Below are 21504 nucleotides of genomic sequence, written 5' to 3' on the forward strand. Positions count from 1 at the left end.
TTAATATTTTTTTAACGATTCAGAACAAAAAAAATGAAAATGGCTCAAAATTACCCAAATTAGAAATTATATCGAAATATTTTTTAGGACGAAATATGGCATTATGATTTGTTATTATACAAGAAGAAATATAAACCTGGATTATTTTAAAAATGGTGTGACACCACAATAAAAAATATATCCGAAAAGGAAGCTCACGGTAGTGCTATGAATAAGGGGTGTTTCAAAAATGAATTACAATTTAAATAATAATTCTTATGTTACTAACGCATGCATTAGTTGAACAACATGATCGACGATTCGTCGGTCATTTTTTATTGGACTAAATGACAGTTTAGTTAAACAAGAATAGGAACTTTGCTACTGGAATAATATTTTAAATAAAGGGAGGGAGTTGTATGTCAAGCCATATCATTATTGCAACAATGAAGCGGATTGAAGATTTAAAATATGTATTTGAAAGACACATTTTGAATATTAGTTCAGGTGAGGAATACAGTATTGATTTGCCTTTAACTTTGCCATATGTTTATGAGATTTTTGGATATGAAAAGCTCTCCTTTATATCCTTTTTAGAAGAATTTATGGAGTTAGGTGATATAGTTGAGGTGTATGAATACTGTGATGGTAAAGAACTATTACCAGAATCGATAAATAATCCGAATGAAGCAAGAACGATCAACCTATTACAGCTTACATATAAAGATGAATTGGGAGAATATCAATTTGACGAAAGGAATTGGATGAATGAACTTACAACTCGTAGAGTAGTATCAAAGCGAAGCGTCACAACATTTATGAAATATTAAATTGACTTATACAACTAAAGCATGCGTTAGTTGAACAATGAATGACTGCTTCGGCAGTTTTTTTTATTTAACATAATGGCAGTTTAGTTCAATATGGCTCATTTAAAATTCTATGAAAAAAGCACAATTCCCCCAAATTACAAAGAACAATTGTCAAGGTATAATTATTAGTAATTAATAAATATGAGGAAGCTACTAGTGAGTAGTTTTAAATGGAGTTAACCCTATTTAAGGAGTTTACAAAATGAAGAAGATGGAACTTTTCGAAAAAATTTTTAATGAGTTTTATTATCTTTTAGGATTCGTGATATTAGCAATATTAAGTATATTAGGTATTAAAAATTTGATTGATACTTGGTTTTATATAATTTTATTTCTACTAATTTTCGTATTGGTTCTAACTTGTTTTTATCATATTTTAAAGAAGTTTATTAAAAGATTAGTTTCATTAAATGGAGAAATTAATAGTAAGAAAGCTAAATATTATCATTTATCGGTATATTGGGCTGTAAGAATCACTGCGGTGTTCATTTTCTTTTATAAAATTGTTTAAGAAAAAAGAGGAGCAGGTTATTGAACTAACGCAAGTGTTAGTTCAACAAGATCACGGGTCGCAAATGCGGCTTTTTTTTATGAAATAAATGTAATTATCGTTTATTTATAAGAGAACATTCGGAGATACTACTATCAAAAATAAAATGAGAATTGAGGTAGTAAATTGGCATCTTTTATTCGATTAATCATTGTCTTATTCCTTATTATTTGTAGTCCAACACATTATGGCTAAAGAAATCAAGTATAACCGTAACAGTATGACAGTTTCAGAAATAAAGAAAAAAGTGGATTTTAAAGTTTTTACTCCAAAAAGGATTCCAAGAGATTGGACAATAGAAACTAAAACATACCCTTGGGGAGTTACAGAAAACTTTACTAATTTTAGACTACATTATTTTGATAGAAATGGTGCGGAGTTAATGGTGGGTATAGGACAGAGGAAGCGAATTTCATCAATCGATGATGATTTCCATTTGAAAGGTACTAAACAAGTTGATATTAATGGGCATAAAGGGTATTTCAAAGAATGGGCAAATAGTGGTACATACCTAAATGGAAAATTTATTATGGGTGGCTTACTTTTTTGGTCTCAAGATGGAACGTTCATTACAATGGATAGTGATAATTTAACGGATGAAATAATGGTAAAAATTGCACGATCAATGAAGTAACCTAATGCAACTAACTGATGCGATAGTTAGATAAGAGTTCCTAAAGGTTGTCTAATTTGACAGCCTCTTTTTTATTTCAAAAATCAACAATTTAATTTAACACGGAAAGCGAGCACCCTGAATTGGAAATCAACATGACGTTACTTATTTAATTGAAAAATTCTATTTCAACGCATGAAAAAACTACTTTTCCATTCAGTGAAGTAGTTTTTTTATTTATTTTAAAAATAGTTTATTAGAATTACATTAAGCATCATTAGGAACAAATTAGTAAAAAAATATTTATAAGATAATCAGTCAAATTATTACAAAAAATACTAGTTAGAATCATTTATTATTATTGAATAAATAGTTATATGTGATAATGTTAACAGTAAGGATATCTATTTAGAAATACGGCTTAAGGAGAGATTCATATTTAAATGAACGTTTTTGACTTAAAGGCTTTTTTTACAGAAGAACATTTTTTACATCTCATTCAACAATACAAAGATTATGGTCCATTAGTTGGAATTTCAATCCCTTTTATCGAAGCAATTTGTCCAATTTTACCTTTGGTCATTTTTGTATTTGCTAATGCAGCAGCATTTGGTCCTTTATTAGGTTTTTTATATTCATGGATTGGTTCTTGCTTAGGTTCCATTTTACTATTCTATGTTGTTAGAAAATTTGGTCAGAAACGATTTTTTTCATTTGTAAGTAAACATAAGAAAGTAGAATCATCAATAGGGTGGATTGAAAAAAGGGGATTTGGTCCAATTTTTATTATGTTTGCATTTCCGTTTTCACCATCTTTTTTAATAAATATAGTAGCCGGTTTGTCACGTATTAAAATATCACAATTTCTTATCGCATTGGTACTTGGAAAGTTTACAATGATCGCGATGATTAGTTATTTAGGGAAAGATTTAACTTCAGTGTTTCAGAAACCGATTAAAGCTTTGTACATAGGAATTTTTATATTCGTATTATGGATAGTTGGAAAAGTGATTGAGAAACGTATGGACATCAAAGAAAAAACAACAGAGAAAAAGAGTGCGTCTCGATCATCTGATGAGCAATAAAGCATTATGACTCAGGGAGGGAGAGAGCAACTTTATGCTAAGAAAAGAAGTATTTGACTGGGGAAAAGCGATCATTATTGGGATCGCAATTGCTTTTATTGTAAGAACGTTCTTATTTTCTACATATGTAGTTGATGGAGAATCTATGATGCCAACTTTAAAGGATGGAAACTTACTAGTTATAAATAAATTTGGATATGAAATTAGTGATATTAACAGATTTGACGTAATTGTTTTTCATGCAAATAAGCAAGAAGATTATGTTAAACGTGTCATTGGTTTACCTGGAGATTCAATTGAATATAAAAATGATCAGCTTTATGTTAACGATAAAAAATGGAATGAACCATATTTAAATGATTACAAAAGTTCTTTAAAGGGAACAGCTTTTACACCTGATTTTAATTTAAACGAAGTTACAGGTAAAACGAAAGTTCCACCAGGCTATGTTTTTGTTGAAGGGGACAATCGACCAAAAAGTTATGACAGTCGTTTGTTTGGATTTGTAAAAATTGATAAAATTGTAGGGAAGGTCGATCTACTTTATTGGCCACTTTCAAGTTTGAATACGAATTTTAACAAATAAGCTCCTTATGGGGGCTTTTCTTATTAGGTACACATTTAAACACTTTTTTACTAAACAATAACCATTATTCTAATACATTAAGGAGGGGGATTTATGTCGTTTCAATTTATATTAGGACGTGCAGGAAGTGGAAAAACGCATCACATTTTAAATGAGATTACAGATCGATTAAAGAATGAAACAAAAAATATCATTTTTATTGTACCTGACCAAATGACCTTTCAGATGGAATATGAATTAGTTAAAAGGCAGGAAAAAAAAGCAATTATTAATTCCCAAGTTTTTAGTTTTACTCGATTAGCTTGGAAGGTTCTACAAGAAACAGGTGGAATCAGTCGGATTCATATTGGTGAGATTGGAATTTCTATGATTCTTCGAAAGATTATTGAGGAAAAGAAAGAAGAATTGAAAGTTTTTCATCACGTTGCTGATCGACAAGGATTTTATAAGGAACTAACGGGTCTTATTGCTGAGTTTAAAGGTTTTCAAGTTTCTTCAGATGAATTATCTTCCGTTATTTTACAAATGGAGCAAGATTCATCAAAGGATCATATCTTTATTCAACAAAAGATAAATGATATTCAAATAGTGTTTGATGCTTTTAATACATATATGAAAGATAAGTATCTTGATTCAGAAGACTATTTAAATTTGTTGATTCAAGAATTACCTAAAAGTGATTATATAAAAGACAGTATTATTTATATTGATGGATATTATGACTTGGCACCTCAAGAGCGAAATGTAGTTGAGGAGCTAATGAGATATTGTAGTGAGGTAAATTTCTCTCTCACAATCGACCGGCCATATGATGATTTTTTACCACATGAATTAAATTTATTTTATAAACCAGCGCTTCTATATCAACAAATTAAAGAGATTGCTTTAAATACAATGCAAACAATAGAGCAACCTGTTATTTGTCATCATAACTTTAGAAATCAATCGAATGATTTGAAGTATTTCGAAACGAATTTTGATAACAGACCAGTTAAGCCTTCGTTTGAATCAGATGGAATTAAGATTATGTCGGCATCTAATCGACGAGCTGAAGTAAATGGGATTGCCAAAGATATTATTAATAAGGTACGTGATCTAGGATACCGATATCGTGATATAGCCATTTTCTTAAGAAATGGAGATTCATATTCGCATTTGATTTCGACTATTTTTCATGCGTACGAAATACCCATTTTCATTGAAGAAAAGCGTTCTATGTTAACGCATCCATTATTTACGTTTTTACAGGCTACTTTCGATATCATTCAAAAAAATTGGAGATATGAATCAGTTTTCAATGCGTATAAAACGGAATTAGTTTATCCATTCGAAAGTAATCGTGATAAGAATCGTGAACAGCTCGAGTTATTTGAGAATTATTGCATAGCGTACGGTAAGCAAGGAAAAAGGTGGACGATTGAAGAGCCATGGAAGTATCGAAAGTATCGCTCAACTGAAGGTATTGATAGAGGGATAACAACTGAAGAGTTAGAATTCGAGGCATTAATCAATTCCGAAAGAGATTTATTAGTAAAGCCAATACTTACATTTCAAAGCAATCTAAAGCAAGCAAAAAATGCGAGAGAAATGTGTGTAGCATTGTATGAATTTGTTGAATCGCTAGATATTTCAAGGAAGCTTCAACGTTTAAAGGATGATGCTGAAAATCGATCCAATTTAATTGAAAGTAAAGATCATGAGCAAGTTTGGAAAGGGTTTATTCAACTTTTAGATGAATGCGTTGAATTAATTGGAGAAGAAAAACTGTCTCGTAAAACATTTTTTGAAATTCTTCAAACTGGTTTTCAATCACTTCAATTTGCGAATGTTCCTGCATCATTAGATCAAGTAAACATAGCTGATTTTGATCATTCAAGATTACAAAATGTAAAATGTGCTTATATTATTGGTGTAAATGAAGGTGTTATTCCAAGGAAGGCAAGTGAAGACGGATTATTAGGCGATACTGCACGAGAGTTTTTACAATCATTTGGTGTAGAAGTAGCACCAACAAGTAAGCACCAATTATTTGTAGAAAATTTTAATATCTATACTGGCATTAATCGAGCAAGCCATGAGTTAATCATTAGTTACCCGTTAGCAAGTGATGATGGAAAAAGTCTTGCCCCATCAAGTCTCATTCAAAGGATAAAATCGATTTTTCCAAATATACATCAACAATTTGAAAGTGGAGACTTAACATTTAGTTCCGTAGAAGAACAGCTAACATCTAATACAAATTATGGTACAGCGTTAACGAATTTAGTCTCTCAGCTTCAAGTTTGGTCGACTAGGGAAACTGAAACGAATATGGATTTATGGTGGACGCTTTATAATGTCTTACGAGAAAATTCTGATTCAAAAGATAAACTGTATAAAGTAATAAGTAGTGTAATGTATAACAATGTCGCGAAAGATCTTGGAGAAGATTTAAGTACAGAATTATATGGGGAAGAATTGAGTGGATCGGTATCACGAATCGAGCTTTTTCATCAATGCGCATATGCTCATTTTGCACGTTATGGTCTAAAGCTACAAGAACGTGAAATTTATAAGTTTGAGTCATTTGATATGGGTCAATTATTCCACAGTGCTTTAACAATTATTGGAGAGAATCTTTTACAGACCGGGAAAAGCTGGAGTAGTTTAACGAATTCAGAATGTGATGAATTAGCAGCTAAAGTAGTAGATGAAATCTCTCCAAAGTTTCAACGCGAGATTTTGTTAAGTACGAATCGATATATGTTTTTAAAGAAAAAAATGAAGGATGTTATTGCTAAAGTATCCTCAATTTTAAGTCAACAAGAGCATGCAGGTAAATTCGTTCCTGTTGCTTTAGAAGTACCATTTGGTATGGGTAAACAGTTAAATTCTTATGAACTTCCGATTGATGGGAAGAGAAGAATGGTATTAAATGGCCGAATTGACCGAATTGATAAAGCAACAAGTGAAAAAGGCGATTACTTACGAATTTTGGATTATAAATCAACGAAAAAGGAATTAAAATTATCAGATGTTTATTACGGACTTGCTTTACAGTTACTAACCTATTTAGATATAGCTGTAGCAAATTCAACAACATTACTTGGAAAACACGCGGACCCGGCTGGTATTCTTTATTTCCATGTTCAAAATCCGATAGTTAAAGTTAAAAATAATATCGAACTCGATGAAATTCAGGATGAGATCTTTAAAAAGTTTAAAATGAATGGATTACTTTTAGAAGATCGTGAAAGTAATACGTTAATGGATGAAGCCTTAATTCAAGATGGAAGCTCTTCAAAAATTGTGCCGATTAGGCTGAAAAAAACCGGAGAGTACATGGCGAAATATTCAAAAACGGTAAATCCTGAACAATATCCAATGATGACCAATTATATAAAGCAAAAATTTACTGAAGCTGGTCAGCAAATATACAAAGGTTTTGTAGAAGCAAATCCATATCAGCAAAAGGATAAAATACCATGTACCTATTGCTCGTACCAATCAGTATGTCAATTTGATGCGAATGTAAAAGGAAATGAATATCGGGTTCTACCTCCTTTAGAAGATAGCGAAGCATTACAAAAAATGATCGAGGTGGTGAATAAAGATGAGTAAAGAAGAAAATAACGCAAGTAAAACAACATGGACAGTCGACCAACAAAAAGCGATTGATTTCGAAGGGTCAGATATTCTTGTAGCAGCAGCTGCTGGTTCTGGAAAGACGGCTGTTCTTGTTGAACGAATTATTCAAAAAATCATTCGTGATGAAAATCCAATAAATGTTGATGAATTACTTGTTGTTACTTTTACAAAAGCAAGTGCCCAGGAGATGAAAGAAAGAATCGGGATTGCATTAGAGAAACAACTTGTAAATAATCCTGAATCTGATCATTTAAGGAAACAAGCTTCTTTGTTAAATAAAGCTTCAATCTCAACTATTCACTCTTTTTGTACGGAAGTCATTCGATCAAATTACTATATGGTAGAATTAGATCCAAACTTCCGTACTGCAGAAGAAATTGAGATTCAATTACTGATGGATGAAGTGTTAGAAGAGTTGATGGAATCAGAATACAGTGATGAATCTAATTTAGTCTTCTTTGATTTAGTAGATCGATATACTAGTGATCGAGATGATAATGATTTACCAAAATTAATATTAAAGCTATATCGCCATGCAATTTCTAATCCAAACCCAAGTGAGTTTTTAAATGCATTCATCCATCAATATAATGTAGTCGGTACACCAGTTGATGAGATTCCTTTTATTCAAGAGCTTAAGAAATTTATTCAAGATGATCTGTTTGCTTGTATAAACACTTATAAACAAGCATTGGATATAATAGAAAGTCCTGATGGCCCAATCAAGTATGCTGAAGTGTTTAAAGAGGAGTACGGTAATTTAGAATGTTTATTCCATGCTTCAGAAAAATCATGGGAAGAAATACATGTTGGTCTACAAAAAATAGTATTTAACCGATTGCCCACTATTAAAAAGACAGAGGGAGATCAACAGAAAAAGGAATTAGTAGCGAATTTCCGAAAAGATGTTAAAAAGAAGATTGAGGATATAAGAGATAAGTATTTTTGTCGAAGTATTGACGTTCAATTAAGACAAATAAGTGAATTAAAACCCCTAGTTGAAAAGTTAATTGAACTTGTTAATCGTTTCATCGTGTTATTTAAAGAAGCAAAATTAGAAAATGGAATTTTAGATTTCAATGATTTAGAACACTATGCACTTGAAATTTTAAAGGAAAAAGACGAAACAGATTTATTAGTACCTTCATCGGTTGCAAGAGTTTATCAAGAAAAGTTTAACGAAGTGTTGGTAGATGAATACCAAGATACGAACTATGTACAAGAATCGATTTTAAGATTAATTACAAAAGGCACGGGAGCTTCTGGTAATCTTTTTATGGTTGGAGATGTTAAGCAATCAATCTATCGCTTTCGATTAGCCGAACCACAGTTGTTTATAAATAAATACAATTTATATGAAAAAGAAAAAAATGAAAGAACTGGTTTAAGAATCGATCTTTCTAAAAACTTTAGAAGTAGAGCGGAAGTATTAGATGCTACCAATTTTATTTTTCAACAAATCATGGGAAGAGAAATTGGTGGAATTGAGTATGATGAAGATGCGATGTTAAAGCTAGGTGCGAGCTATCCTGAATACTCAGACTCGGCTGCTGAATTAATCTTATTAACGAATTCGGATGAAGAAGAAAATGTGCCTGAGTATAGTGAACAAGAAGATGATGATCTTGTTGAAGAAAAGCTTGAACAAATTGAGGCAAGGTACGTAGCAAGAAGAATAAAGTATTTAGTTGAAAGTGAATATTTAGTAACGGAAAAGACTGGAGAAATGAGACCAGTAAAATATAATGATATTGCTATTTTAGGCCGTTCATTATCGAATGCAGATTTGTATATAGAAGAATGCAAAGCGTTGGGTATACCGCTTTATGCTGAGAAATCAAAGGACTTATTTCAAACGATTGAAGTAGCCGTCTTTTTAAATTTATTAAAGCTAATCGATAATACGATTCAAGATATTCCACTTGCATCTGTCCTACGTTCTCCAATTGTAGGACTTTCGGAACCGGAATTAACGATGATTAGACTTAATCATAAAAATGGATCCTTTTACGATGCATGTCAAGATTATCTAAATAATTATGAAAACCGCCATAAACAGCTTTCAATTAAATTAGTAAATTTCTTTGCACAAATAAAGGAATGGAAACGACTCGTTAAAAGGGAGACACTTTCAATCTTTATTTGGAAGATATTAAAGGAATCTACATACTTTGACTTTGTCGGAGGCTTACCAGGAGGTAAACAAAGGCAAGCAAATTTAATTACGATATTTGATCGTGCTAAAACATTAGAAGAATCAAATTATAAAAGTCTATTTCAGTTTTTAAGATTTTTAGATCGGATGCAAGAAAGAGATGAAAAGCTAGATGAGGTTCGTATTTTAAGTGATCAAGAAAATGTCGTTCAAATGATGACAATCCATAAAAGTAAGGGATTAGAGTTTCCAGTTGTGTTTGTCGTGAATACATCTAAGCAATTTAATATGCAGGATTTAAGGGCGAAATTCATTTTACAAAAAGAATTAGGTTTAGGGATGAATTTTGTACATCCTGCGTATCGTACGACTAATTCAACTCTTTTGAAGGAAACAATCAAGCGCAAGGAACATGAAGAGTTAATTTCCGAGGAGTTAAGAATTCTTTATGTTGCATTAACTCGTGCAAGAGAAAAGCTTATTTTAGTGGGTAAAGTAAATGATGGACAAAAAATGATTGAAAGTTGGAAGGAAGTTGAAAACCATAAAGAATGGCTACTGCCATTAAACGTTATTAGTGGTGCTAAAAGTTATCTTGATTGGATTGGTCATTCGATCATTCGGCACGATTCTAGTAATGCAATTAGACTCGAAGATGATTTGTGGCATACAGAAAATGAAATTCAGTTTTATCCATGTCGCTGGAATTATTCAATTGTAGATGCTTCTACAATTCAACCATTGGAAACTGAGGAATTAGAAAATAATAAAGTCGAAGTATTTCAAGCCTTTCAGTCAAAGGAACCGATTCAAATTAACAATGATGAGCTTCATGAAAAACTAGAGAATCAATTAAACTGGCAATATCATCATAGACAATCAACGCTATATCGACCAAAACAATCTGTTACAGAATTAAAAAGGAAAATGCAAGAAGAAGATCCATATAGTCAACGTTTTACAGCGGCTAAAACGAAAGATTTTCCACTTGAAAGACCAAAATTTATGTCAGAACAAAAAATGAATTCAGCTGAAAAAGGAACTGCTACCCATGCTGTTATGCAAAATCTAGATTATCAATTTGTTTCATCTCATGAAGACATCATTAATCAGATAAATAGTATGGTTTTAAAAGAATTAATTACCCAAGAGCAAGGGAAAGCTGTAAATAGCTTGGAAATTTTTGAATTCTGTCAATCACAGCTTGGTCAATTAGTGGCAAACTCAAATCAAAATCTGCGCGAAGTACCATTTAGTTATGGTGTTTCAACAAATGAAATTTATAAAGATTGGGTAGATGAAGAGGAAGCTGTATTAATCCAAGGGATTATTGATTTACTTTTAATTGATGGAGACGAGGTTATATTAATTGATTATAAAACCGATCGAACTGGTGCATTTGCAACAAGCGATGACTTGAAGCAAGAAGCGATTAGAAGATATGGTGTTCAACTCGATCTTTATTCAAAGGCAATTGAAGCGGGTATGGATAAACTTGTTAAAGCTAAGTATCTATACTTTTTCGATGGTGGTCATATTGTAGAGTTATAGAAAAAAGCGATGCTGATGCATCGCTTTTTTGTGTATTATAGAGTCGCTACTTCATTTTGATCTACTAAATCAGCATCTAAAGTATTTGTCGCACTTGCACCGTTTAATGCAACTGGTAGGAATCCAGTATTACCTGAACCTGAGCCGAAATATGATTTTGTTTGTGTTTTTGGTGAGATATTATTAAGATCTCCTGTATTTATATTTCCTTCATTGCTTGTTATGACAATTGCACCAAGAAATGTTGGCATGAAATATACTCCTTTCTTAATCGTTTATTTTTGGTTCTGATGTTTCTTCTTTTCGTCTTGTTACTACAGGTACTGTAGGCACGGTTGGTACTACTGTGTGTACAGGAACTACAGGTGCTACTGGTACTACAGTATGTGGCGTTATTGCTGGCGAAACTGGTGTAGTAGGTTGAACAAGTACATCTGATTGATAGGGTTGCATTGATGATGTCATGAGTGGCTGCATTAGTTGAGCAAAAGTAGGTTGAGTATGAATGCCTGGAGTTTGGTAATGTAAAATAGGTGCTTTGAGAAAATGCCGTATTTGATGGACTCGTGCTAACATTGTGGCACTATGAACTGACCCTATAATAGAAGCACTCGCTGAACTTATACCATTATAATTAATCGAACCAACTTGGATTGTCGGGTTAAGATTTACACGATTTAATTTTACATTTGGTACATATGGAAGATGTTTTGGAATTACTTTATAAAGTGGATAAATTTCAAAAACATCTCTGCTTGGAGTAGTAAGCATATTTCCTTCTTCTTGAAGTGCGAGAGCATTTGACTCTGCATTTATTGAAAATGTATCCCCAAACTGTAAAATGCTTGAAAATAGTACTGTATTTACATCATATCTTTCTACGGCGGCTAAACGAAATCTTGGATCAATTTTAAACATTAACTTACAGATAAAGGTACAAATGGTCCAACTATTAACGATTCAGGTGGTGTGTCAAATATAGAAGATAGTGAAATATTATGAGCATCTCCAACTATAAATAATGAAGATGATGAAATGGCTGTAAATTTTATTTCATCTACTTGTAAATTGCAATTTGTTACATTTAAATTCATCCTTTATTCTCCTTCCCAATATTATGCGGTAAGTTCTGTAAAAAGGCACTATAGGCAGTTCGAATATCATTTAACATGTGTAAAACGACTTCTTCAGAATATCTTAGCGGATTATCAGCGAAGTTTGGTTTATTTTTATATAAATCAATATAGTAAGGAATCCTAATATCCATTTGATTTCGGATATCATCGATCATCATTTGACGATAATAATCATCTACTGACACTCTAAGCTCTGTTTCTAATTGGAGAATGGTTTCTAGCGCTTCTTCCTTTAAATGGAAATGAATTCGATCTGCTATATATGATTTCAAGGCTTTCATATTATTGTCAGGTTTAATATCAATTTGTTGGTTTTCAACTGTTAAATCATCGAATGTTGGGGCTTGAAGAGGATTCAGCCCAATTGTTAGCGTACCATTTAAATTTTCTACTTTTAATTGGTCAAATTTATATTCAATTTTATCTATTTTTGTCTCAGGTCTTTGAGAAAGTTCAATAACAGTAGCCTCAAGCTGAACTACTTTAGCTTTTAATTGTTCAATTACTTGGGACTGCTCATATAGTAATTGCTCAATTTGAGTCTGTCTTAATTCTAGTTGATTCATAGAATTCCCTCGCTTTCAATTTGCTACAGGAATAAAATTATGTTTCTTGCGAAGTTTGAACGATTTGACCTGGTTCAGTAAGTGGTGGTGCTGGCTCTAAATAATCTCCAGTATTATTCGTGATCGTTTTTGCATTTATATGTCCTGTTGTACCAATTTGAAAAACAGATGAGTTTACAATCCCACCGGTTTTTAGCTGATTAATAATAATTGTTTGATGTATATATATATTCAAACGACATCCTCCTTTACATGTTGCCAACCATTGGTTGATCAACTTGATCCTGATCATATACGGTCGAAATACTTTTATTGTTATAAACTGTTACATTATCACCTGTATTAAACGAACCAGCACCGGCGTACGTTTGAGCATTGCTTTTAGGCATGATATTATATGCATCACCCACGTTAACTACAGCGCTACTACCGATACTGACAATATTAATTACTCCAACATAAGCAGGCATGACTGTACACCCTTTGTTCTTTTTATGATTATGTATTATATGGCCATTTAACCTAAAACGTGATTGTAGACTATGTATTGTTAAGAAGTATTAATTATTTAATAGGAAGAAAAGGGTGAGGGGGAAATAAAAAAGATAAGATATTTTATTCTATAATCAAAAAAAATACTAGCTGCAATTAGCATAAACTAATCGCAAGCTAGCTATTAGGCTCTCCTTTTAGAAGAGGTAAAGGTCGAGATCATATTCATTAGCCTGTCCAATTCCTGGCTACATAAAACTGTTTTCTTGTTCGTAAAGCCATATCGTCCCGCATAATATACCATTCGGGCCCGTTTTTTCTCTATAACATGAAGCAGCAATTTAGTCACCAACTTTGTTCAAGAATAGGGAATTATGTCTAGGTCTCACGATGTATGTAATGCTATTATACAAAATCATTTTCATATGAGAAGACATTCGCTAAAAGAAGTGTAAAACTTACAAAATACTACAATATTCATCTGCATTCCATCTTAGGATAGTGGAAATTGAAAGGTTTTTGTAGGATAAACTATACAGAGTGTCGAATTGTAAGGAGCTATAGATGATATTGAATTTATTTTCGACAGTAGATTACAATCCTAGATTAATATAATTTATGATTTTTAAAAATGAATATTAAGTCATGCTTTTCATAACGGTTAATGGGTATAAAATCATAGCTTATATTTTGAACAATTTGTGAATTTTTTTAAATCTTTTCCATTTCCATTTCATCTACATTTTTCCTTATTGGATCTCTTATGTTATGATTATTTAGAATATATATTTGGGAGGAAATGAAATGATTCACTTACATATTACATCGTGGGTAATCGCTATTATTTTAGCTTTATTTGTTGGGCACGGATACAAAAATGGTTGGAATGTGAAAGTTGCCCATATGATTTTACGTCTTTTATACTTCGTTATTTTAGGAACTGGACTGTATTTATTTATTCATATTTCAAATAAAGAAAATATGCCGTCTAATATGATGATGCTTTATAACGTAAAAATGACACTTGGTATTCTTATGTTAGGTGTGTTTGAATATTTCACAGTGTCTTCTAAGAAACACCGTAAAATGGTTGTTCCTGCAACTATTTTTACAGTATTTATTTTAGCTTTATTATATTTAGGATTTAGATTACCACAAGGTTTTCACTTCTTTGCTTAATAAAAAAACTGTCACAAATTACTTGTGACAGTTTTTTCTATTTATGAAAGTTGAGTTAATAGGTAGCGGTTACCTGTAGCTTTCGTGAGTTCAAATCGATGGTTTTGTTCTTCAGATGAAATTCTAAATTGGTGATATACTGAACAAACAAGTTCTCCATTATCAAATACGATGAAATTAACTCCTTCTGAAGGTGAACCTTCAGGTTGAAATGACAGGAAGTTGTGACAGTACAAGCAATCGTATAGGGAAAAACTATGAGTATTTAGTAGGTACGCCAAAGTATAAAATGATTCATCGGTCAAATTTTTCAATAGTGAATCGAAGCTATATAAAAGCTTTCTTTGAATACGAAGGATATCACCATTTTGTAATTTTTTCTTTTTGGAATACTGAATAATAAAATTACCATTTTTTAAAGAAGCAGGAACCCACTCTTCATTTATAGAAACTTCAAAATCTTCATCGATAAGATCCTCAAGTAAAAATGCCTCATCAGTTTCATCATCGAAAAAGACCCATTCATCATTTATTTCTTCAATTGCTCCAATAGTAAAAGCGCGAGGTTGCTTTTGAAATAATTGTGATCGGTGCTTAAATTGCATTAAGTAACCTCCAGTTACAAGCGTTCTGCTGTTCATTGTTTAATTACATAGGTTCAAGTGAAAAGTAGTGATTCGGACATTTTATTGAATCATAAAATTAAGTATCTAATAGAATCTTTTTTTCGTTCGAACCTTTTTTTGAATCTCGAATATTGTTTAAATGGATTAAAAAATTTACTCTATTTTCCGACCGGTATTAGGATTTATAAATCATAATAGCTGCGTTTATTTCGATTTTAATAAAGCTGCTACTTTTTTCATTTATTGACATAACTTAACTATTTTATAACTATGCAAAAATTAAAAAAACGTATGGACAAATATTGATAAGTTACAAACTTTTTTTGAGGATTAACGCACCTATTTTTAAAAACAATAATACGATATAGAATTAACTTTAGTTTTATAGGGAAATAGCCCAGAAAGGAGAAAAAAACATGTGCGGTATAACTGGGTGGGCAGATTTTCAAAAGGATTTATCCAATGTAAATTCAGTCACAAAAAAAATGGCTGAAACATTGTCTAAACGAGGGCCAGATGATACGAATATTTGGACGTCGAATCATTGTAGTTTTGGCCACAAAAGATTAGTTGTAGTTGATCCGGTAGGTGGAAAACAACCGATGCGTAAGACGAAAGGTAACTCCACGTACACGCTTTGCTACAATGGTGAGTTATATAATACTGAGGATATTAGAAAAGAACTTTTAAAAAGAGGCTATACGTTTCAAGGGCATTCGGATACAGAGGTACTACTTACAAGCTATATTGAGTGGAAGGAAGCATGTGTAGACAAATTTAATGGAATATTTGCTTTTGCAATCTGGGATGAAGAAAAGGAAAGTCTATTCATTGCAAGAGACCGTTTAGGTGTTAAACCTCTATTTTATAAAGAAGACTATAAAAGATTATTATTCGCTTCAGAAGTAAAGGCAATTTTAGCAAACCCTGGTGTAAAGGCTGAATTAACTGAAGAAGGGCTCTCAGAAGTATTTGGACTTGGTCCATCTCGTACGCCTGGAAATGGTGTTTTTGATGGAATTAAAGAACTCCGTGGTGGTCATGCTATGACATTCTCAAGAAATGGACTGAAAATATGGAAATATTGGGATGTTAAAAGCGATATACACACAGACTCAGTTGCTGAAACGATTGAAAAAGTACGTTTTTATGTTGAAGATGCAATCGTAAGACAATTGGTTTCCGATGTGCCTTTATGTACGTTTTTATCAGGTGGAGTTGATTCTAGTACCATTACAGCAATCGCTGCTAATCATTACGCTAAAGAAGGAAAAGGACAATTAACCACATATTCAATCGATTATGAGGAAAATGATAAATATTTTACATCAAGTGTATTCCAACCTAATTCAGATCAACCTTGGATTGAGTTAATGTCTTCAACATTTAATACAAATCATCAAAGATGTGTCATTACAAACGAAGAACTGGTTCAATATTTAGACGAGGCGACAGAGTGTCGTGATCTTCCAGGAATGGCGGATGTCGATTCTTCATTATTATGGTTTTGTCAAAAAATTAAACAGAACTTTGTAGTAGGTTTATCAGGAGAATGTGCTGATGAAATTTTTGGTGGGTATCCTTGGTTTCACCGAGAAGATGATTTGAACAGACCAGCGTTTCCTTGGATGAGATCAACAGAACTTCGTCAAAAGCTTTTAAAAGACGAATGGAGTAAGAAGCTAAATTTAGCTCAGTACGTTCAAGATCGATACAACGAGACTGTAAAAGAAACGCCAATCCTTGAAGGAGAAAGTCCATTAGAAGCTAAAAGAAGACAACTGTTTTATTTAAATCGTCAATGGTTTATGTCACAATTATTAGATCGAAAAGATCGGATGAGTATGGGAGCGAGCCTTGAAGTGCGTGTTCCTTTTGCAGATCACCGACTTGTCGAATATGTATGGAATATCCCTTGGGAGCTTAAAATGTATGGCGACCGTGAAAAAGGCATTTTAAGAAAGTCTCTTGAAGGTCTGTTACCAGATGATATCTTATACCGCAAAAAAAGCCCGTATCCAAAGACGCATAACCCGGTTTATACAAAATTAGTTGTTCAAAAATTAAAAGAAGCCTTAAAAGATAAAAGCTCAGCTCTTTACGAGTTTCTTGATAAAGAGCAATTAAATAGTTTAGTGGAAAGTGAAGGAAAAGCATTTCAAGTTCCATGGTACGGACAATTAATGTCTGGACCTCAGTTACTAGCTCATTTATATCAAATTCATGTTTGGTTTAAAAAATTCAATATTAATGTGAAAGCTTAAAGTATGGGGGTGATCTTTTTCACCTCTTTTTTTGTCTGTTAAAATAGCAGCGTGGAACTGCAAATAAATAGTAGAATCGCAATTAAGAAAGGGATCACAATTAAAAAAGTAGAATCGCAATTAAATATTGAGAATCGCAATTAAATCCGTGGAATCGCAAATAAAAACCAGAAATCGCAATTAAAAACGAGGAATTACATAAAAATAGTTGAATTCCAAATAAAAATCGTATTGATAAGACGGGATTAGTCTGTAAAATTCTAAATGCTGACGAACAGTTGCACAAAAGCATTAATTAAGTTACATAGGTGCATTAGCCTTAAATCTCATCTGTGCAAATGTAATATATAAATCAATAAAAAACCTAGCCATATAGAACGACTAGGTTTTAAAATCTAATAATCATTTTGTAATGCGTCTCTTCCTTCTTCGCCAGTACGAATTTTTATCGCGTTTTCAATAGGGTATACAAATATTTTTCCATCCCCAGGTTTTCCTGTTTTTAACACTCTTTTTGCTTCATCGATTACAGCTTGAACAGGTACGTCACATACGACTATTTCAACTTTTATTTTTTCATGTAAATTGATTGTTCGTTTTTTTCCTCGATACACTTCCGTATAGCCTGATTGCATTCCACATCCTAAAACGTTCGTTACGGTCATTCCTGTGATTCCTACCTTTGAAAGTGCATCTTTTAATACATCAAATTTATCTGGCCGTGTAATGATTTCAATTTTGGTTAATTTTGCAGTCATTTTTTTCCCTCCTTAAATACTTGCGTCGTGATATGCTTTTTCTCCGTGTATGCTTAAGTCAAGGCCGAGGTTTTCTTCCTCTTGATCAACTCGAATGCGGATGAAAAAGCCTATAACTTTCACAATTAAAAAGGTAATAACTCCTGCAAAAAGATAGGTTGCTCCGATAGCGAGTAGTTGTTTCCAAAGAAGTGATATGTCACCGTAAAAAAGTCCGTTTGCACCTGCACTATTTACTGATTTTGTGGCGAATAATCCTGTTGCAATAGCTCCCCATGTCCCACCGATTCCGTGACAACCGAATGCGTCTAAAGCATCGTCATATCCAAATTTGTATTTTAAGTATGTTACTGCTAAAAAGCATATGACACCACCTAAAAATCCAATCACGATTGATGAGAGAGGAGTGACGAATCCACAAGCAGGTGTAATTGCAACTAATCCAGCTACGGCACCGCTAACGCCACCTAAAATAGTAGGTTTTTTATTTACGTACCATTCCACTAGCACCCAAGCAACTGAAGCTGCAGCTGCTGCAGTATTTGTATTTATGAATGCAGTTAAAGCCACATCATTTAATGTTAAAGCACTACCAACATTAAATCCGAACCACCCAAACCATAATAGTCCAGCGCCTAATACAGTTAGTGGTAAATGATGAGGTGATGTAGATCCGAAATCTCGTCTTTTGCCAAGAAGTAGAGCCAGAACCAAACCTGAAACACCGGAGGAAATATGGACAACTGTTCCGCCAGCGAAGTCTAAAGCACCTAGATTACGAAGCCAACCATCCACGCCCCAAACCCAGTGAGCTAATGGATCGTAAACAAATGTTGTCCATAAAAGAGTAAATAATAGAAATGCCGAAAATTTCATGCGCTCTGCGAAGGCACCTGATATAAGAGCAGGAGTTAAAATTGCAAACATTAGCTGGAACATCATGAAAAGATTATGAGGAACTGTTGCGCTGTAGTTATCATTTGGAGTAAAACCAACATCCTTTAATGCTACCCAAGAAAAGTTACCAATCAAATGATGAAAATCTGGACCGAATGCTAAAGAGTAACCAATTAACACCCACTGGATTGATACGATTGCCATAGCAGAATAGCTATGCATTGTAGTACTTAATACGTTTTTACTTTTAACCATACCGCCGTAAAAAAGTGCCAAACCAGGTGTCATAATCATGACTAAAACAGTTGAAATAAAAAGAAATACACTATCCGCAGCTTGAATACCGTTCATCTTCATTCCCCATTTCTTTAATGTTAGTTTTTATAACATTAAATGTTATATAAGTTATCATATTCAGAATGTATGCAAAATTCAATAATAATTTCACGAAATTCCCAAAAAAATATATAAAATTATAATGAAAACGCTAACATATAACTAATTTGTTAGAAAATCTAACATAACGTAAATGAGTGAATAAAAATACAGACCCACTTAAATGAGTCCGTATTTGAAAGTTTGATGTCAGGACAACAGCCTTAATTAAATAAGTTTGTATCTTCTACTTGCAAGATTAAAAAGTCGGTCTCTAGTAGATCAACACCAATTGAATCAGATTCAGTTGCAAACTGTTCGCCATTCCATACATTTGTAATTCTTTTCTTACCTAAATCTATTGGTACTTTAACTGACTGTTTTTCGCTTGAGTTATTAATGATGATAAAAAAATGAAATTGATTATTCTTTCTTTCATACATAACAATGTCGGGCTGTTCCGCTTGTACCCAATTAAACTCACCGTCATTTTCTAAAACTGAGTATTTTTTTCTTATCGAAATCAATTTTTTTATTGAATCAAAGATACTTAAATTATATTTTGATTTGTCCCAAAGCATACAGCTTCGGCATTCGGGGTCATTTCCACCTTGTAGACCAATTTCATCTCCGTAGTAGATACATGGAGTTCCAAAGAAAGTAAATAAAAAGACATATAATAGTATCACTCGTTTTTCATTTTGATTACATTGCGTCAGTATTCTTGGTGTATCATGTGAACCTAATACATTGAAGAGCGCTTTGATTACAGGTAATGGATATTGGGCTATTAAATCGTTAATCGAATATTGAAATTGTATCTTTGAAATTGATTGATACCCGAAATAATCAAAAAGCGATTTCATTAGAGGATAATTCATAACAGAATCGAATTCGTCACCTCTTAACCATGGAATTCCATGGTGCCAAATCTCACCTACAATAAATAAATCCTTTTTTAATTCCTTCATTTTTTTATTAAATAGTTTCCAAAAATAATGATCGATTTCGTTTGCTACATCTAAACGCCAACCATCTATATTAAATTCTTTGATCCAATAAGAACCTACTTCTAATAAAAAATTTTGTACTTCTTTATTTTCAGTATTTAGTTTTGGCATTTCCTTTACAAAAGAAAAAGTTTCATACGCTGCATTGTTTTGTTCATCTTTAAAAAAGTGAAACCACTCATAAAAGGCGGATTCCCTTCCGTTTTGCAAAGCATCCTGAAATGGAGGAAAGGATGCACTTGTATGGTTAAATACTGCATCAAGCATAACTCGAATATTATTTTTATGACATTTTTCGATTAATGTTTTTAATACTTTTTCATCTCCAAAAGTAGGATCTATTCTAAAATAATTGATTGTATTATATTTATGATTTGAATTTGCTTCAAAAATAGGAGTTAAATAAATACCGGATATTCCTAAACTTTTAAGATAATCTATTTTTTGAATAACACCTTCTAAATCACCACCAAAATAGCTTGAACTAGTTGGTAGAGTAGAGCCCCACGGAGTGGAATTGATAGGATTATTCTTGTTATTTCCACTAGCAAATCGATCGGGGAAAATTTGATACCAAATTGTATCATGAATCCAATTCGGAGGTGATATTAAATTATTTTTATGAAGAAACGGCAATGTAAAACAGTTTGATTGATCGTTAGGGTTAAAATTGTTTGAAAATCCGCCCTCACCATAAAATAAAGAATCTTGCTCATTTTTTAAAAGAAATTGATATTTCATTCGTTTATTTGGAGGGATTACATTTACTTCCCAGTAGTCAAATAGTTCAGTGGAAAATGCAAGATACATGGAGAGTGCTGATTCAATTTGCCAACCTGATTCATTAAATTTAAATGGATCTCCGAAATAAAAAATAATTTCTGTACAATCACCTTTTTTTGTTCGTATTCTTAAACGATAGGTTTTATCATCTATTGAAAAAGCATATTGATCATATGGCTGATGATATATTGATTCAATTTGCATGATCCCACCCTTTATTTTTTAGTATAATTTTATTATGAATGTCTGTAAGGAATTAACTTGCTATCTAATTTTGTAACAGTATAATTAAATAGTGTGTGCAATCGCTTCCATTTTTATGAAATTTAATTTAACATTTGAATTTCATTGTAATATTTTGCAAAATAATGTAGAGAGTGAAATTTTTGTACATGCGAGT

General features: G+C 32.4%; 20 protein-coding genes. 9 read left to right on the forward strand and 11 right to left on the reverse strand.

The window, feature by feature from the left end:
- Positions 1 to 398: 398 nt before the first annotated feature.
- The 7 genes from COJ46_RS17080 (at position 399) to addA (ending at position 11018) form a co-directional block, all read left to right on the forward strand.
- Positions 399 to 809 carry a hypothetical protein gene (locus tag COJ46_RS17080; RefSeq protein ID WP_097973719.1) on the forward strand — a complete coding sequence of 137 codons (411 nt, stop codon included), beginning with the start codon at positions 399 to 401 and terminating at the stop codon, positions 807 to 809.
- A 244-nt stretch (positions 810 to 1053) separates the two neighbouring features.
- Positions 1054 to 1362: a hypothetical protein gene (locus COJ46_RS17085; protein ID WP_097973718.1), complete on the forward strand. Its 309-nt coding sequence runs from the start codon at positions 1054 to 1056 to the stop codon at positions 1360 to 1362.
- A 226-nt stretch (positions 1363 to 1588) separates the two neighbouring features.
- Positions 1589 to 2035: a DUF4367 domain-containing protein gene (locus tag COJ46_RS17090; protein ID WP_141437753.1), complete on the forward strand. Its 447-nt coding sequence runs from the start codon at positions 1589 to 1591 to the stop codon at positions 2033 to 2035.
- Between the two features lie 422 nt (positions 2036 to 2457).
- Positions 2458 to 3099, forward strand: coding sequence for a TVP38/TMEM64 family protein (locus COJ46_RS17095; RefSeq protein WP_097973716.1), 642 nt, complete (start codon positions 2458 to 2460; stop codon positions 3097 to 3099).
- 34 nt (positions 3100 to 3133) lie between these two features.
- Positions 3134 to 3685 carry a signal peptidase I gene (gene lepB, locus COJ46_RS17100; protein WP_097973715.1) on the forward strand — a complete coding sequence of 184 codons (552 nt, stop codon included), beginning with the start codon at positions 3134 to 3136 and terminating at the stop codon, positions 3683 to 3685.
- Between the two features lie 93 nt (positions 3686 to 3778).
- The gene (gene addB, locus COJ46_RS17105) at positions 3779 to 7285 is read left to right on the forward strand and encodes a helicase-exonuclease AddAB subunit AddB (RefSeq protein ID WP_097973713.1); all 3507 of its coding nucleotides are present in this window, start codon (positions 3779 to 3781) and stop codon (positions 7283 to 7285) included.
- Positions 7278 to 11018: a helicase-exonuclease AddAB subunit AddA gene (gene addA / locus COJ46_RS17110; RefSeq protein ID WP_097973711.1), complete on the forward strand. Its 3741-nt coding sequence runs from the start codon at positions 7278 to 7280 to the stop codon at positions 11016 to 11018. Before addB ends, addA begins: the two co-directional genes overlap by 8 nt.
- A gap of 35 nt (positions 11019 to 11053) precedes the next feature.
- On the opposite strand, the gene COJ46_RS17115 is transcribed toward addA, so the two are convergent.
- The 7 genes from COJ46_RS17115 to COJ46_RS17145 all read right to left on the reverse strand — a co-directional run bounded on the left by COJ46_RS17115 (position 11054) and on the right by COJ46_RS17145 (position 13552).
- On the reverse strand, positions 11054 to 11269 hold the full coding sequence (locus tag COJ46_RS17115; protein ID WP_056473576.1) for a spore germination protein: 216 nt from the start codon (positions 11267 to 11269) through the stop codon (positions 11054 to 11056).
- Between the two features lie 16 nt (positions 11270 to 11285).
- Positions 11286 to 11936 (reverse strand): spore germination protein GerPE, encoded by a 651-nt coding sequence (locus COJ46_RS17120; protein WP_097973709.1) that lies wholly within the window; start codon positions 11934 to 11936, stop codon positions 11286 to 11288.
- The gene (locus COJ46_RS17125; protein ID WP_097973707.1) at positions 11936 to 12112 is read right to left on the reverse strand and encodes a spore gernimation protein GerPD; all 177 of its coding nucleotides are present in this window, start codon (positions 12110 to 12112) and stop codon (positions 11936 to 11938) included. The genes COJ46_RS17120 and COJ46_RS17125 overlap by 1 nt, the downstream gene beginning before the upstream one ends.
- Positions 12109 to 12720, reverse strand: a complete 612-nt coding sequence (gene gerPC / locus COJ46_RS17130) for a spore germination protein GerPC (protein ID WP_097973706.1) — start codon at positions 12718 to 12720, stop codon at positions 12109 to 12111. The genes COJ46_RS17125 and gerPC overlap by 4 nt, the downstream gene beginning before the upstream one ends.
- 37 nt (positions 12721 to 12757) lie before the next feature.
- Positions 12758 to 12955, reverse strand: a complete 198-nt coding sequence (locus tag COJ46_RS17135) for a spore germination protein GerPB (RefSeq protein ID WP_097973704.1) — start codon at positions 12953 to 12955, stop codon at positions 12758 to 12760.
- A gap of 13 nt (positions 12956 to 12968) precedes the next feature.
- Positions 12969 to 13190 carry a spore germination protein gene (locus COJ46_RS17140; protein WP_056473587.1) on the reverse strand — a complete coding sequence of 74 codons (222 nt, stop codon included), beginning with the start codon at positions 13188 to 13190 and terminating at the stop codon, positions 12969 to 12971.
- 206 nt (positions 13191 to 13396) lie between these two features.
- Complete coding sequence (locus COJ46_RS17145; RefSeq protein ID WP_088012099.1) at positions 13397 to 13552, reverse strand: aspartyl-phosphate phosphatase Spo0E family protein; 156 nt, start codon at positions 13550 to 13552, stop codon at positions 13397 to 13399.
- A gap of 464 nt (positions 13553 to 14016) precedes the next feature.
- On the opposite strand from COJ46_RS17145, the gene COJ46_RS17150 reads away from it, so the two are divergent.
- Complete coding sequence (locus COJ46_RS17150; RefSeq protein WP_097973702.1) at positions 14017 to 14391, forward strand: DUF1516 family protein; 375 nt, start codon at positions 14017 to 14019, stop codon at positions 14389 to 14391.
- Positions 14392 to 14432: 41 nt separating this feature from the next.
- On the opposite strand, the gene COJ46_RS17155 is transcribed toward COJ46_RS17150, so the two are convergent.
- A complete protein-coding gene (locus tag COJ46_RS17155) occupies positions 14433 to 14996 on the reverse strand; it encodes a DUF2777 family protein (protein ID WP_176522444.1) in 564 nt (187 codons plus the stop codon).
- 437 nt (positions 14997 to 15433) lie between these two features.
- Between COJ46_RS17155 and asnB the strand changes: the two genes are divergently transcribed.
- Positions 15434 to 17281, forward strand: a complete 1848-nt coding sequence (asnB, locus tag COJ46_RS17160; RefSeq protein ID WP_097973699.1) for an asparagine synthase (glutamine-hydrolyzing) — start codon at positions 15434 to 15436, stop codon at positions 17279 to 17281.
- 395 nt (positions 17282 to 17676) lie between these two features.
- Here the strand turns inward: asnB and COJ46_RS17165 are convergent, their stop codons facing one another.
- The 3 genes from COJ46_RS17165 to COJ46_RS17175 form a co-directional block, all read right to left on the reverse strand.
- On the reverse strand, positions 17677 to 18039 hold the full coding sequence (locus tag COJ46_RS17165; protein WP_069032963.1) for a P-II family nitrogen regulator: 363 nt from the start codon (positions 18037 to 18039) through the stop codon (positions 17677 to 17679).
- 12 nt (positions 18040 to 18051) lie between these two features.
- Complete coding sequence (locus tag COJ46_RS17170) at positions 18052 to 19278, reverse strand: ammonium transporter (RefSeq protein WP_097973936.1); 1227 nt, start codon at positions 19276 to 19278, stop codon at positions 18052 to 18054.
- 257 nt (positions 19279 to 19535) lie between these two features.
- Positions 19536 to 21308 (reverse strand): glycoside hydrolase family 13 protein, encoded by a 1773-nt coding sequence (locus tag COJ46_RS17175; protein ID WP_097973697.1) that lies wholly within the window; start codon positions 21306 to 21308, stop codon positions 19536 to 19538.
- Between the last annotated feature and the right edge of the window lie 196 nt (positions 21309 to 21504).

It is taken from the genome of Bacillus sp. AFS077874, assembly GCF_002566505.1.
Classification (GTDB): domain Bacteria; phylum Bacillota; class Bacilli; order Bacillales; family Bacillaceae_G; genus Gottfriedia.

Coding starts and splice junctions, on each gene's coding strand:
- COJ46_RS17150 (WP_097973702.1), top strand. CDS start 14,017: ATGATTCACTTACATATTACATCGTGGGTAATCGCTATTATTTTAGCT.
- lepB (WP_097973715.1), top strand. CDS start 3,134: ATGCTAAGAAAAGAAGTATTTGACTGGGGAAAAGCGATCATTATTGGG.
- COJ46_RS17085 (WP_097973718.1), top strand. CDS start 1,054: ATGAAGAAGATGGAACTTTTCGAAAAAATTTTTAATGAGTTTTATTAT.
- COJ46_RS17140 (WP_056473587.1), bottom strand. CDS start 13,190: ATGCCTGCTTATGTTGGAGTAATTAATATTGTCAGTATCGGTAGTAGC.
- COJ46_RS17090 (WP_141437753.1), top strand. CDS start 1,589: ATGGCTAAAGAAATCAAGTATAACCGTAACAGTATGACAGTTTCAGAA.
- COJ46_RS17175 (WP_097973697.1), bottom strand. CDS start 21,308: ATGCAAATTGAATCAATATATCATCAGCCATATGATCAATATGCTTTT.
- COJ46_RS17155 (WP_176522444.1), bottom strand. CDS start 14,996: ATGCAATTTAAGCACCGATCACAATTATTTCAAAAGCAACCTCGCGCT.
- COJ46_RS17095 (WP_097973716.1), top strand. CDS start 2,458: ATGAACGTTTTTGACTTAAAGGCTTTTTTTACAGAAGAACATTTTTTA.
- COJ46_RS17080 (WP_097973719.1), top strand. CDS start 399: ATGTCAAGCCATATCATTATTGCAACAATGAAGCGGATTGAAGATTTA.
- COJ46_RS17125 (WP_097973707.1), bottom strand. CDS start 12,112: ATGAATTTAAATGTAACAAATTGCAATTTACAAGTAGATGAAATAAAA.
- addB (WP_097973713.1), top strand. CDS start 3,779: ATGTCGTTTCAATTTATATTAGGACGTGCAGGAAGTGGAAAAACGCAT.
- addA (WP_097973711.1), top strand. CDS start 7,278: ATGAGTAAAGAAGAAAATAACGCAAGTAAAACAACATGGACAGTCGAC.
- COJ46_RS17120 (WP_097973709.1), bottom strand. CDS start 11,936: ATGTTTAAAATTGATCCAAGATTTCGTTTAGCCGCCGTAGAAAGATAT.
- asnB (WP_097973699.1), top strand. CDS start 15,434: ATGTGCGGTATAACTGGGTGGGCAGATTTTCAAAAGGATTTATCCAAT.
- gerPC (WP_097973706.1), bottom strand. CDS start 12,720: ATGAATCAACTAGAATTAAGACAGACTCAAATTGAGCAATTACTATAT.
- COJ46_RS17165 (WP_069032963.1), bottom strand. CDS start 18,039: ATGACTGCAAAATTAACCAAAATTGAAATCATTACACGGCCAGATAAA.
- COJ46_RS17115 (WP_056473576.1), bottom strand. CDS start 11,269: ATGCCAACATTTCTTGGTGCAATTGTCATAACAAGCAATGAAGGAAAT.